Origin of the sequence: Zoogloea sp. (assembly GCF_017302315.1) — a bacterium.
Lineage (GTDB): Bacteria > Pseudomonadota > Gammaproteobacteria > Burkholderiales > Rhodocyclaceae > Zoogloea.
The window spans coordinates 1-12,014 of record NZ_JAFLDT010000014.1 but is presented as its reverse complement, the minus strand read 5'-3'; the positions used below and the strand labels follow the sequence as shown (position 1 = coordinate 12,014).

At 62.8% G+C, this 12,014-nt stretch carries 11 protein-coding genes; 7 read left to right on the top strand and 4 right to left on the bottom strand.

Features of this window, described 5'->3' with window-relative positions:
• Window positions 1-7: 7 nt before the first annotated feature.
• On the bottom strand, window positions 8-1,651 hold the full coding sequence (locus tag J0L98_RS06865) for an electron transfer flavoprotein-ubiquinone oxidoreductase (protein ID WP_296410862.1): 1,644 nt from the start codon (window positions 1,649-1,651) through the stop codon (window positions 8-10).
• A gap of 241 nt (window positions 1,652-1,892) precedes the next feature.
• Here J0L98_RS06865 and J0L98_RS06860 point away from each other — a divergent pair, with 241 nt between their 5' ends.
• From J0L98_RS06860 to ftsB, 7 genes are all read left to right on the top strand, one after another.
• Window positions 1,893-2,312 carry a thioesterase family protein gene (locus tag J0L98_RS06860; protein ID WP_296410860.1) on the top strand — a complete coding sequence of 140 codons (420 nt, stop codon included), beginning with the start codon at window positions 1,893-1,895 and terminating at the stop codon, window positions 2,310-2,312.
• A 69-nt stretch (window positions 2,313-2,381) separates the two neighbouring features.
• Window positions 2,382-4,361 carry an acetoacetate--CoA ligase gene (locus J0L98_RS06855; protein WP_296410858.1) on the top strand — a complete coding sequence of 660 codons (1,980 nt, stop codon included), beginning with the start codon at window positions 2,382-2,384 and terminating at the stop codon, window positions 4,359-4,361.
• 11 nt (window positions 4,362-4,372) lie between these two features.
• On the top strand, window positions 4,373-4,921 hold the full coding sequence (locus J0L98_RS06850; protein ID WP_296410857.1) for a hydrolase: 549 nt from the start codon (window positions 4,373-4,375) through the stop codon (window positions 4,919-4,921).
• Window positions 4,922-5,064: 143 nt separating this feature from the next.
• Window positions 5,065-6,699 carry a CTP synthase gene (locus tag J0L98_RS06845; RefSeq protein ID WP_296410855.1) on the top strand — a complete coding sequence of 545 codons (1,635 nt, stop codon included), beginning with the start codon at window positions 5,065-5,067 and terminating at the stop codon, window positions 6,697-6,699.
• A gap of 11 nt (window positions 6,700-6,710) precedes the next feature.
• Window positions 6,711-7,550 carry a 3-deoxy-8-phosphooctulonate synthase gene (gene kdsA, locus J0L98_RS06840; RefSeq protein ID WP_296410854.1) on the top strand — a complete coding sequence of 280 codons (840 nt, stop codon included), beginning with the start codon at window positions 6,711-6,713 and terminating at the stop codon, window positions 7,548-7,550.
• Between the two features lie 83 nt (window positions 7,551-7,633).
• On the top strand, window positions 7,634-8,923 hold the full coding sequence (gene eno, locus J0L98_RS06835; protein WP_296402939.1) for a phosphopyruvate hydratase: 1,290 nt from the start codon (window positions 7,634-7,636) through the stop codon (window positions 8,921-8,923).
• Window positions 8,924-8,973: 50 nt separating this feature from the next.
• Window positions 8,974-9,249, top strand: a complete 276-nt coding sequence (gene ftsB, locus J0L98_RS06830; protein WP_296402940.1) for a cell division protein FtsB — start codon at window positions 8,974-8,976, stop codon at window positions 9,247-9,249.
• Between the two features lie 75 nt (window positions 9,250-9,324).
• On the opposite strand, the gene J0L98_RS06825 is transcribed toward ftsB, so the two are convergent.
• From J0L98_RS06825 to J0L98_RS06815, 3 genes are all read right to left on the bottom strand, one after another.
• Window positions 9,325-10,950: a hypothetical protein gene (locus J0L98_RS06825; RefSeq protein ID WP_296410852.1), complete on the bottom strand. Its 1,626-nt coding sequence runs from the start codon at window positions 10,948-10,950 to the stop codon at window positions 9,325-9,327.
• 78 nt (window positions 10,951-11,028) lie between these two features.
• On the bottom strand, window positions 11,029-11,247 hold the full coding sequence (gene rpmE, locus J0L98_RS06820; RefSeq protein WP_296402945.1) for a 50S ribosomal protein L31: 219 nt from the start codon (window positions 11,245-11,247) through the stop codon (window positions 11,029-11,031).
• Between the two features lie 109 nt (window positions 11,248-11,356).
• Window positions 11,357-12,014 (bottom strand): U32 family peptidase C-terminal domain-containing protein (locus tag J0L98_RS06815; RefSeq protein WP_296410851.1); only part of this gene is annotated, 658 nt, incomplete at its 5' end.

Genomic DNA, 12,014 nt, shown 5'->3' with positions numbered 1-12,014 from the left:
TCAATGCTCACATGCCCTGATAGATCGGCCCTTCGCCGCCCTGGGGCACCACCCAGTTGATGTTCTGGGTCGGATCCTTGATATCGCAGGTCTTGCAGTGGACGCAGTTCTGGGCGTTGATCTGCAGCCGCGGATTGTCGCCTTCCGGGCTGCGCACGATCTCATAGACTCCGGCCGGGCAATAGCGCTGCTCCGGCGCATCGTACTTGGCCAGGTTGATGGAGATGGGGACCGCTGCATCCTTGAGCTGGAGGTGGCAGGGCTCGTCTTCCTCGTGGTTGGTGTTGGAGAGGAACACCGAGGACAGGCGATCGAAGCTGAGCTTGCCGTCGGGTTTGGGGTAAGGGATGGGGTGGCACTCGGCCGCCGGCTTGAGGGCGGTGTGGTCGGCCGAGTTGTGCAGGGTCCACGGCACTTTGCCGCCGAAGAGCTTCTGGTCGATGCCGAAGAGCAGGGACCCCAGCCACAGGCCCTTTTTCATATAGGGCTTGAAGTTGCGGGTCTTGTGCAGTTCGGCGTGCAGCCAGCTGGACTTGAAGGACTCGGGGAAGGCCGACAGCTCGTCCTGGGCGCGCCCGGCGGCGAGGGCCTCGAAGGCCGCCTCGGCGGCGAGCATGCCGGACTTCATGGCGGCATGGGAGCCCTTGATGCGGGCAGCGTTCAGGAAGCCTGCGTCATCGCCGATCAGTGCGCCACCCGGAAAGACCAGCTTGGGCTGGCTCTGCAGGCCACCGGCGGCAATGGCCCGGGCGCCGTAGGCCAGGCGCTTGCCGCCCTCCAGGAATTTTCGGATTTCCGGGTGGGTCTTGTAGCGCTGGAACTCCTCGAAGGGCGACAGGTAGGGGTTGGTGTAATTGAGGCCGACGACGTAGCCCACTGACACCAGGTTGTCTTCCAGGTGGTAGCAGAAGCCGCCGCCATAGGTGGCCGTATCCATGGGCCAGCCGGCGGTGTGCACCACCAGGCCCTTGACGTGTTGTCCCGCCGGAATCTCCCAGAGCTCCTTGATGCCGATGCCGTAGGTTTGCGGGTCGGCGCCATCGCGCAGGCTGTAGCGGGTTTCGAGCTGCTTGCCCAGGTGCCCACGGCAGCCTTCGGCAAACAGCGTGTATTTGGCGCGCAGTTCCATCCCGGGCTGGAAGTTGGGCCCCTGGCTGCCGTCCTTGAGCACGCCCATGTCGCCGGTGATCACACCGGCTACGGCGCCGTTCTCGTCGAAAAGCAGCTCGGCGCCGGCAAAACCCGGATAGACCTCGACGCCCAGTGCCTCAGCCTGTTCGCCCAGCCACTTGGCCAGATTGCCCAGGCGTACGATGTAGTTGCCTTCGTTGTGGAAGGCGTCGGGCAGCAGGCCGTTGGGAATCTGTTTGCCACCGGTTTCGGAAAGGAAGATCACCCGGTCTTCGCTTACCGGTGTGTTGAGCGGCGCCCCCTGGGCTTGCCAGTCGGGGATGAGCTCGTTCAGGGCGCGGGGGTCGATCACCGCGCCGGACAGGATGTGGGCGCCGATCTCGGCGGCCTTCTCGATCAGGCAGACGGAAAAATCCTGCCCATTCTCTGCGCTGAGTTGCTTGAGCCTGATGGCGGCCGCGAGCCCTGCCGGACCGCCGCCAACGATCAGGACATCGAATTCCATTGCCTCACGTTCCATTGCTTTCTCCTCCTGAATCTATTTGATTTGTTTTGTCTTGGCCTTAACTTGCGAAGCGTAACCCTACGGCCTTTGCAGGGCAATCCTGAGCTATTCCGCGGGGGCGGGGCTTGGGTAACATACGTATGCGTATGTTACATTGCCCTTTGGTTCTGGTGACGGCAATGATGCGTTGACGCAACCCGTGTTGTACTGATCCAGCATATATAAGAAATCACTCAAGGAGAACCTCTTGACCTCAATGGCCAGCCCCGACGCGCCGCCACGCCGGCTTCTGCATACTTCCCATCAGATCGTCCGCTGGGGCGATATGGACTTCTACGGGCATGTGAACAACACCGTCTATTTCCGTTACTTCGAGCAGGCGCGGGTGGAGTGGCTGGAACAAGCCGGTTTCGTCGTCAGCCCGGAAGCGGAGACCGGGGCGGTGATCATCAATGCCAGCTGTACTTTCCTGATCCCGGTGAGTTATCCCGCTACCGTGCGGGTGATGGTGTATGCAGGCGAAGCGGGCCGTAGCAGCGTGATGACCTGGTACGAGCTGTGTGTTGAGGGTGATGAGCGCCTCTTCGCTGAGGGGGCTGCCAAGGTGGTGTGGATGGATCCGCGTACCGGAAAGTCGGTCCCCATCCCCGAAGCCCTGCGTCACGCGGTAAGCTAAGGGTCTGATCGCCAGACAAGTCCGGACGCAGAGCCGGCACAACAAGAAAAATCAAGAGGAGACCGTTAGATGAGTTACGCCGTTGCCGACCGGCCCCTGTGGGTGCCCAGCCCCGATCGGGTGGCTGGCGCCAATATCACCGATTTTTCCCGTGAGTCAGAGACACGCTGGGGCCGACGTCTGCCCGATTATGCGGCTCTGCACGCCTGGTCGGTCAATGAACCGGCCGAGTTCTGGACCTCGATCTGGGCGTATGGAGACGTGCGGGGCCAGATGGGCGCCCGCGTCCTCGACAACCCAGGGCGCATGCCGGGCACTCGCTGGTTTCCCGACGCGCAACTCAACTATGCCGAAAACCTGCTGCGCGGCAGGGACGATGGTGACGCCCTGGTGTTCTGGGGGGAAGACCGGGTCAAGAATCGTCTTTCCCATGGGGATCTGTATCGTCAGGTGGCCCATTTTGCGGCGGCGCTCCAGGAAATGGGCGTCGTTGCGGGCGACCGTGTGGCGGCGTGGATGCCGAATTTGCCGGAAACCATCGTCGTGATGCTGGCGGCGTCCAGTATCGGCGCCATTTTTTCGTCTGCTTCGCCGGATTTCGGTGTGCAGGGCGTGCTGGATCGCTTCGGGCAGATCGAGCCCAAGGTGCTGGTGGCCGTGGATGGCTACTATTACAACGGCAAGGTGGTGGATTGCCTTGATCGGCTGGCCGCCATCACCGATGGTTTACCCTCGGTGAAGCGGGTCGTGGTGGTGCCCTATGTGCACGCCCATCACGATCTGTCCCATGTCCATCACGCCCGGGTGCTTGCAGATTTCATCAGGCCTTTCCTGACGGTCACCGAGATTCCCTTTGTCCGGCTGCCATTCGAGCATCCCCTGTTCATCATGTATTCGTCGGGTACTACCGGGGTGCCGAAGTGCATCGTCCATTGCGCCGGCGGGGCCTTGCTCCAGCACATCAAGGAGCATCGTCTGCATGGGGATGTGAAACCGGGTGACCGCCTGTTCTACTTCACCACCTGTGGCTGGATGATGTGGAACTGGCTGGTGTCGGGCCTGGCCTCGGGGGCTACGCTTCTGCTCTACGATGGCACGCCGATGCTCGGTGATGGTGCCATTCTCTTCGACTACGCCCAGGCCGAAGGCATGACGCATTTCGGTACCTCAGCGAAGTTCATCGACGGTATCGCCAAGGCGGGGCTGCGCCCCCGGGAAACCCATGACCTGCCGGCCTTGCGGGCCATGTTTTCGACCGGCAGTCCGCTGGTGCCGGAAGGTTTCGAATACGTCTACCGCGAGATCAAGGCCGACCTTTGCCTGTCGTCGATTTCCGGGGGGACCGACATCATTTCGTGCTTTGTGCTGGGCAATCCGACCCTGCCGGTGTGGCCCGGCGAGATCCAGTGCAAGGGGCTCGGCATGGCTGTCGATGTGTTCGACGAGATCGGCGTGCCCGTCCGCGGCGAAAAAGGCGAGCTGGTGTGCACCCGGCCTTTCCCGGTAATGCCCATCGGCTTCTGGAATGACCGGGACGGCACCCGCTACCGGGCAGCCTATTTCGAGCGCTTCGAAAACGTGTGGTGTCACGGGGACTACTCCGAGATCACCCCCCACGACGGTCTGGTCATCTACGGGCGTTCCGACGCGACCCTCAACCCGGGGGGGGTGCGCATCGGCACTGCCGAGATCTACCGCCAGGTGGAAAAGCTGGAGGAGGTCGTGGAATCGCTGGTCATCGGTCAGCAATGGCCGCCGGGGGATGCCAGCGACGTGCGGGTGGTCTTGTTTGTCAAGCTGCGCGATGGCGCTGTCCTCGACGAGGCGCTGGGCGACCGCATCCGCCGCACCATCCGCGACAACACTACGCCCCGTCACGTGCCGGCGCGGGTCGTGCAGGTGACTGATATCCCCCGCACCAAGAGCGGCAAGATCGTCGAACTGGCCGTGCGGGCGGTGGTGCATGGGGAGTCGGTGAAGAACGTGGAGGCGCTTGCCAATCCGGCAGCCCTTGAGCAGTTCAGGGCGCGCCCTGAGCTCCAATCCTGAGGAGTCTCCCGATGCTGATGGATAGCGCCAAATCCAGCCTGTTGATCGTCGATGTCCAGGAGCGCCTGCTGCCGGCCATTGCCGATGGTCAGGAAGTGCTGCGCAACTGTATCTGGCTGGCTGGGGTTGCCCGGCGCCTGAAGGTGCCGGTGGTGGTCTCCGAGCAGTATCCGGCGGGCCTTGGCCCTACGGCCGCGCCCTTGCTGGCGGCGCTAGAGGGTGCGCGTTTCGTTGGGAAAACCCATTTCTCCTGTGTTGCCGACGGCTGCCTGACCGGCACGGACGTGGACGCACGTCGTCAGGTCGTGGTGGCGGGAACGGAGGCGCACGTTTGCGTGATGCAGACCGTGCTTGAACTGCGCTGGCAGGGGAAGGAGGTGTTCCTGGTGGAGGATGCGGTCGGTTCGCGCAAGCCTGGCGACAAGGCGGCGTCCCTGGCGCGCATGCGGGCCCATGGGGTCGAGGTGGTGACTCGCGAGATGGTTGCCTTCGAGTGGCTGAAGCGCAGCGCGACCGAGCTCTTCCGCGAGGTTAACCGGGACTTCATCCGCGACAACTAGGTCTGGTATCGACGGTCCTGACCTCCCCGGGAAGCCCTTTGGACCGGCGTTCCGGGGTGATTGATGGCTGACCAGCCTGCGGAGCCGTTGAAGAAAGGGGTCTGGATCGGCTATCATTCCCCTTTCCAGAAGTCCCCCGTGTCATGACCAAATACGTCTTTGTTACCGGTGGTGTCGTGTCCTCTCTGGGCAAGGGCATCGCCGCCGCCTCCCTCGGGGCGATTCTCGAATCCCGCGGCATCAAGGTTACCCACCTCAAGCTCGACCCCTACATCAACGTCGACCCCGGCACGATGAGCCCCTTCCAGCACGGAGAGGTCTTCGTCACCGAGGATGGCGCCGAGACCGACCTCGACCTCGGCCACTACGAGCGCTTTACCAGCGCCAAGATGGGCAAGCGCAACAACTTCACCACCGGCCAGATCTACGAAGCCGTGATCAAGAAGGAGCGCCGCGGTGAGTACCTGGGCAAGACCGTGCAGGTCATTCCCCACATCACGGACGAGATCAAGACCTACGTCAAACGCGGTGCCGAAGGCGCCGACGTAGCCATCGTCGAGGTGGGTGGTACGGTCGGCGACATCGAATCCCTGCCGTTCCTGGAAGCCATCCGTCAGATGGGCATTGAAGAAGGCCGCCAGTGCACCTGCTTCATCCATCTCACCCTGCTGCCCTACATCCCGACGGCCGGTGAGCTCAAGACCAAGCCGACCCAGCACTCTGTCAAGGAGCTGCGCGAGATCGGCATCCAGCCCGACATCCTGTTGTGCCGTGCCGACCGCTCAGTGCCGGCTGATGAGCGTCGCAAGATCGCCCTGTTCTGCAATGTGATGCCGGAGGCCGTGATCGAGTGTCTCGACGCCGATTCCATCTACCGCATCCCGGGCATGCTCCACGACCAGATGCTCGACGAGATCGTTTGCCACAAGCTGGGCATCCTGGCTCGTGCGGCTGATCTGTCCATCTGGGAGCGCCTGCTCGACGCCCTGAACAACCCGCAGAACAGCCTGAACATTGCCTTTGTGGGCAAGTATGTGGATCTCACCGAGTCCTACAAGTCGCTGATCGAGGCCCTCAACCATGCGGGCATGCATACCCGCAGCAAGGTGAATATCCACTACCTCGATTCCGAGGACATCGAGAAGAACGGCTGTGACGCGCTCAAGTCCATGGATGCCATTCTGGTGCCGGGCGGCTTTGGTCGGCGGGGTACCGAAGGCAAGATCGCGGCAATCCGTTACGCCCGTGAGAACAAGGTGCCCTACCTGGGCATCTGTCTGGGCATGCAGCTCGCGGTGGTCGAGTTTGCCCGTGACGTGGCCGGCATGTCCGGTGCGCACAGCACCGAGTTTGACAAGCACACCGCCTACCCGGTCATCGGCCTGATCACCGAGTGGCTTGATGCATCCGGCAAGATGGAGAAGCGCGGTGAGGATTCCGATCTGGGCGGCACCATGCGTCTGGGTGGGCAGGTCTGTCATCTCGCTGAGGGCTCCCTGGCTCGCGATGTTTACGGCAAGGCCGAGATCACCGAGCGTCATCGCCACCGCTACGAGGTCAATAACACCTTGTTGAGTCAGCTGGAGGCCCAAGGCCTGCGCGTGGCGGGCCGGGCGCCCGGCACCGACCTGTGCGAGATGATCGAGCTGCCGACCGATGTGCATCCGTGGTTCGTCGGCTGTCAGTTCCACCCGGAGTTCACTTCGAACCCACGTAACGGTCACCCCCTCTTTACTGCCTTCGTGAAGGCAGCCCTGGCCCATCAACAGGCAGGCTGAAAGGAAAGTCCATGAAACTCTGCGGCTTCGACGTCGGTATCGACAAGCCTTTCTTTCTGATCGCCGGGCCCTGCGTGATCGAGTCCCGCGAGATGGCCTTTGAGACCGCCAGGGCGCTCAAGGACATCTGCGGCGAGTTGGGCATCCCCTTCATCTACAAGTCCAGCTACGACAAGGCCAACCGCAGCTCCGGCAAGTCCTACCGGGGCATGGGCATGGAGAAAGGGCTGGAGATCCTCGGTGAAGTCCGTGAGCAGCTGGGTGTTCCGGTGCTGACCGATGTACACACCGAGGCCGAAGTGCCCCATGTGGCTGCGGTCGTCGACGTGCTGCAGACGCCGGCCTTCCTGTGCCGCCAGACCGACTTCATCCACGCGGTGGCGGCTTCCGGCAAGCCGGTGAATATCAAGAAGGGGCAGTTCCTGGCCCCGGGTGACATGAAGAACGTCGTCGACAAGGCCCGCGAGGCCAACGGTGGCGCCGACACCATCATGGTGTGCGAGCGTGGCGCGTCCTTTGGTTACAACAACCTCGTCTCCGATATGCGTTCCCTGGCGATCATGCGCGAGACGGGCTGCCCGGTGGTGTTCGACGCCACCCACTCGGTCCAGCTGCCGGGCGGGCAGGGGACGGTTTCCGGCGGTCAGCGGGAGTTCGTCCCCGTGCTGGCCCGGGCGGCCGTGGCGGTCGGCATCGCCGGCCTGTTCATGGAGACCCACCCTGATCCCGCCAAGGCTTTCTCCGACGGCCCCAATGCGTGGCCGCTGCCGCGGCTCAAGGCCCTGCTGACCACCCTCAAGGCGATCGATACGCTGGTCAAGGCCGAGGGGCTTGAAGAGCTGAAAGCCTGAGCCTGAGAGCGATTTTCCGGTTTCGAAGTTAGAGGCGGCCGGAAGGTCGCCGCTGTAAATATCAGTGATAAGAAAGGAAGTTCATGAGCGCCATTGTTGATGTCATTGCCCGCGAAGTTCTCGATTCCCGCGGCAATCCCACGGTCGAGGCCGATGTCCTGCTGGAATCCGGCATCATGGGTCGTGCCGCTGTTCCGTCGGGCGCCTCCACGGGCTCCCGCGAGGCGATCGAACTGCGTGACGGCGATGCTGGCCGTTACCTGGGCAAGGGCGTGCTGCAAGCGGTCGAGAACGTCAACACCGAGATCTCCGAGGCCCTGATCGGCCTGGACGCCGAAGAGCAGGCCTTCATCGACAAGACCCTGATCGACCTGGACGGTACCGACAACAAGTCCCGCTTGGGCGCCAACGCCATGCTGGCCGTGTCCATGGCCGTGGCCAAGGCTGCCGCTGAAGAAGCCGGCCTGCCCCTGTACCGTTACTTCGGCGGTTCCGGCGGCATGGCCCTGCCGGTTCCGATGATGAACGTCATCAATGGTGGCGCCCACGCCAACAACAGCCTGGACATCCAGGAATGCATGATCATGCCCATCGGCGCCAAGAGCTTCCGCGAAGCCCTGCGCTGTGGCGCCGAGATCTTTCATCACCTGAAGAAGCTCACCGACAAGAAGGGCTACCCCACTACCGTGGGTGACGAAGGCGGCTTTGCGCCCAACGTCTCCGGTACCGAGGAAGCCCTCAACCTGATTCTGGAAGCCACTGTCGCTGCCGGCTATGAGCCGGGCCGTGACGTGGTGCTGGCTCTGGACTGCGCCGCTTCCGAGTTCTACAAGGATGGCAAGTACGAACTGGTGGGCGAAGGCCTGTCGCTGACCTCCGAAGGCTTTACCGATTACCTGGCCACCCTGGTCGAGAAGTTCCCCATCGTGTCCATCGAGGACGGCATGGCGGAAGGTGACTGGGCCGGCTGGAAGATCCTCACCGATCGTCTCGGCAAGACCGTGCAGATCGTGGGCGACGACCTCTTCGTGACCAACACCCGCATCCTGAAGGAAGGCATCGAGAAGGGCATCGCCAACTCGATCCTCATCAAGATCAACCAGATCGGCACCCTGACCGAGACCTTTGCCGCCGTCGAGATGGCCAAGCGTGCCGGCTACACCGCGGTGATCTCCCACCGTTCCGGTGAAACCGAAGACTCCACCATTGCCGATATCGCGGTGGGCCTGAACGCCATGCAGATCAAGACGGGCTCCCTCTCCCGTTCCGACCGTATCTCCAAGTACAACCAGCTGCTCCGCATCGAGGAAGACCTGGGCGATACCGCCTTCTACCCGGGCGTGTCCGCCTTCTACAACCTGCGCAATCGTTGATCGCAGGAGAGGTGGCTGGCGGCCTTTGCAGGTCGCCAGCCACCGATGGCATGCGCTGGCCCGTCCTCGTTCTCATCCTTCTGGCTCTTGTCTTGCAGTATCCCCTGTGGATCGGCAAGGGGGGCTGGCTGCGCGTATGGGAAGTCGAGAAGCAGCTGGCGGCCCAGAAAGAGGGCAATCGCAAGCTGGAGCAGCGCAATACCGGGCTGGAAGCGGAAGTCCGCGATCTGAAGACGGGCTATGAGGCTGTCGAAGAGCGGGCGCGCTTTGAACTTGGCCTGACCAAACCGGACGAGATCTTCGTCCAGACGCCGCAGCAAAAGTAAGCCCGAAAAGTAAATCCGGGAAGGTTGGCGAGTGTACCGGCTGCCCGGTGCAGCTGGATGGCCGCTGAAGTGGCTTCAGTCGCGGCGATAAAGTTTGAAGGTCTCCGCTTTGCGGCCTCCTCCCAGGCGACGCTCCCATACGGGCCGCCATTCTGACGAAACGCTCCGTGTGCTTCCCCCGACGTTGTAGGTAAGCAGCAGCTTGCAGTCGTCGGCCGTGTCGTACCGAACGGTCCGGATACTGGCAAAGTAATCCAGTGCTGCACGCTGCGTGTCGCCTAGATTCCGACGCTTGATGCAGTCGGGCTCGGGGCCGATGACTTGGCGAAGTTCCACGGCAAGGGGCTGGTAGTTCTTGGTATGGGCAAACCACGGTTGCCATAGGGTTACCGCGAGGCACCATAGGAGTGTCATGCCAAGCGCCCAGTTGGTGACACCGCGCTGAACGGAGCGCTGGGTGGCCAGTGGCAGAATGACCAGCAGCAGGCTGAGTGTCAGGCCGATCAGCGCACCGGCGAGCCATGCGCCGTGCTGGAAATCGGGGGCCATGCGGGCGACTTGGCGGGCGAGTCCGGGAGGCCAGCCGAAACGAAGGGCGCTCCATCCCAGCCAGACCACAATGCCGAAAAATACGAAGGTCATGACGCCGAACCAGTCAAAGGCGTTGGCCGCTCCGCGACGCAGGCTGCTCACGCCGAAGGCGGCCAGCAGACACAGGGGAGGGAGCACGGGAAGCAGCCCCGCCGGGCGCAGACCACCGGTTGTGGCGACCAGAAAAATGGCGATGACGCTGCCCGTTAGCGGGAGGGCCACCTGAGGGCTGGCGATGGCGTGACGGTTGCGCCACACCGCCCATCCCGCGATGGGCCACAGGGGCCAGGCAAACCAGCCGAAGAGCTGAAGTAGTTTTCCAATCTCGGAAACATGGCTGGCATGGGGGAGGGTGGAGGCCAACTCTTCCTGCCACCAGAGCGTGATCTCGCCCGGGGCGTGGCGGGCTACGGCACTTAGCCAAAGGACGCTGATGAGTGCGGTGAGGCCAAGCCCCAGGGCAATGCTCCCCAGAGCCGTGCGGCTACGGCAGCGCGCGCATAGAAGGGGGGTCAGGACGATGACCGGGATCGTGAAGGCGAGGCCCGACAGGCCACTGGCGAGAAAGGCGAGGGCAGCGCCCAATCCGGCCTGGATGCCAGCCCGTCGGGGATGTTCGGAGAGTTCTCCGAGGCCGGCAAAACACAATGCCATTCCTGCGAGTTGGGCAAGCTGCGGCTGTGTTTCGTGGGCATGCACCACCAGGCCCAGGGATCCCATGCCGAGCAGGATGGCGGGCGCAAAGGATGCCTCTCCGTAGAGCCGCCGTGCAGCCAAGCCCGTCCAGTAGAGGGTGGCCGCGCAGAACAGGGTGGTGGCGAGGCGGGCTGCGTCATGCACGGGCAGGAGCCAGCCCAGGAGCTGCGCCAGCAGGGCGCCCACCCAGTAGTAGAGGGGCGAGGCGCCGCGATAGATCTCACCCGCAATCTCGGGCAGGAGCCAGTTACCACCTTGCAGGATGGCGTGAATCGGCCCCAGGTGGGTCATGTCGTCGCCCCGCCAGGGGAGATGCCCTGTGGTGCCTACCAGCAGGTAAATGGCCAGCAGGAGCGCAAGCGGCCAGCCTGTCAAAGGGGCGGGAAGCGAGAAGCGGGAGTGGGCGAGAGGCATGGTGGGTAGGTTCGGGCGGACAACAAAAAAGGCAGCCGCGGCTGCCTTTTTCGGTCGATCCCGGCTACGGAGCGGAAATCAGCCCAGACGCTGAACGGAACCGTATTTTTGACGGAAGCGCTCGACACGGCCGGCGGTATCGACGATCTTCTGCTTGCCGGTATAAAACGGATGGCAGGCGGCGCAGACTTCCACGTGATACTGGGGCTTGCCCATGGTGGAGCGGGTGGTGAAAGTGTTGCCACAGGAGCAGGTCACTTGCACGTCGTTGTAATTCGGGTGGGTATCGGCTTTCATCGCTTTATCCTTTGGGGTACGTGGGTGGTGAATTTGGCCACCCGAAAGCGGAGCATTCTGAACTATTTCAGCCCCTTATGCAAGGTTTCTTCCGCGACTTGCAAAGGCTTCAGATAAACCTCGCGATAAACGCGCCGACACATCCGGCGGGCAGGGGGAGCCAGGCGCGATGGTCGCTGCCGGGGACACGTGTAATGGCATCGCCCTGTGCGTTGTGCATCCACTCGACACGGACCTCAAGATTGCCCGAAGGATGGACCAGCTCGAGGCGGTCACCCACGGCGAAGGCGTTCTTGGAGGCAACTTCTGCCAGACCCCGCTTGGCATCGTAGGCCACTACGTCACCGACGTACAGGCTGCGGCCGGATTCGGAGTGGCCGCGCAGGTAGTTCTGGGTTTCGTGGGGAGTATGGCGCTGCAGGAATCCGTCGGTGTATCCGCGGTTGGCGAGGCCTTCCAGTTGCCCCAGCAGGGCCGGGTCGAGACCACGGCCGGCAATGGCGTCATCGATGGCCTGACGATAGGCCTGGCAGGTGCGGGCCACGTAATAGGGGCTCTTGGTACGTCCTTCGATCTTGAGCGAATTGATTCCGATCTCGACCAGACGCTGAACGTGCTCAATGGCGCGTAGATCCTTGGAGTTGAGAATGTAGGTGCCGTGCTCGTCTTCTTCGATGGGCATGTACTCACCGGCCCGCTTGTGGGGCTCTTCGATGAGATGCACGTCGCCGGCGCCGCAGGTCTTCGCCTCGTGGGTCTTGAAATCC

What these genes read in the sequence shown, in the direction of transcription:
- J0L98_RS06865 (WP_296410862.1), bottom strand. Translation starts at nt 1,651, where the DNA reads ATGGAACGTGAGGCAATGGAATTCGATGTCCTGATCGTTGGCGGCGGT.
- J0L98_RS06860 (WP_296410860.1), top strand. Translation starts at nt 1,893, where the DNA reads ATGGCCAGCCCCGACGCGCCGCCACGCCGGCTTCTGCATACTTCCCAT.
- J0L98_RS06855 (WP_296410858.1), top strand. Translation starts at nt 2,382, where the DNA reads ATGAGTTACGCCGTTGCCGACCGGCCCCTGTGGGTGCCCAGCCCCGAT.
- J0L98_RS06850 (WP_296410857.1), top strand. Translation starts at nt 4,373, where the DNA reads ATGCTGATGGATAGCGCCAAATCCAGCCTGTTGATCGTCGATGTCCAG.
- J0L98_RS06845 (WP_296410855.1), top strand. Translation starts at nt 5,065, where the DNA reads ATGACCAAATACGTCTTTGTTACCGGTGGTGTCGTGTCCTCTCTGGGC.
- kdsA (WP_296410854.1), top strand. Translation starts at nt 6,711, where the DNA reads ATGAAACTCTGCGGCTTCGACGTCGGTATCGACAAGCCTTTCTTTCTG.
- eno (WP_296402939.1), top strand. Translation starts at nt 7,634, where the DNA reads ATGAGCGCCATTGTTGATGTCATTGCCCGCGAAGTTCTCGATTCCCGC.
- ftsB (WP_296402940.1), top strand. Translation starts at nt 8,974, where the DNA reads ATGCGCTGGCCCGTCCTCGTTCTCATCCTTCTGGCTCTTGTCTTGCAG.
- J0L98_RS06825 (WP_296410852.1), bottom strand. Translation starts at nt 10,950, where the DNA reads ATGCCTCTCGCCCACTCCCGCTTCTCGCTTCCCGCCCCTTTGACAGGC.
- rpmE (WP_296402945.1), bottom strand. Translation starts at nt 11,247, where the DNA reads ATGAAAGCCGATACCCACCCGAATTACAACGACGTGCAAGTGACCTGC.